Here is a 254-nt window from a genome sequence, read left to right on the forward strand (position 1 = left end):
CCCTAAAGTAATCATGACGGTGTTAACCCCTTGGCTTTGTAATTGAGTGGCAGCTTGTTGGGCGGAGTCAGTATCGGTAACGGGAAAACCCACTAATACTTCTGCTTCTAGGGCGTTGGGAGTAATAATATCAATATTGCTATATAGGGGGAAGGGTAATTCTTGAGCCGGGGCGGGATCTAAAATCACTTTCACACCCATTGATCGCGCTAATTCTGCAGCCGTACCCACAACCGCAATCGGAATTTCTAACT

The 254-nt window shown here is 46.5% G+C and carries 1 protein-coding gene; it reads right to left on the reverse strand.

Features of this window, described 5'->3' with window-relative positions; translation table 11 throughout:
* On the reverse strand, positions 1-254 hold a 254-nt coding region (locus tag SB754_RS21615), incomplete at both ends, for a PfkB family carbohydrate kinase (protein WP_410784370.1).

The sequence above is a fragment of the Leifsonia sp. SIMBA_070 genome (genome assembly GCF_046534635.1).
Lineage (GTDB): Bacteria > Actinomycetota > Actinomycetes > Actinomycetales > Microbacteriaceae > Leifsonia.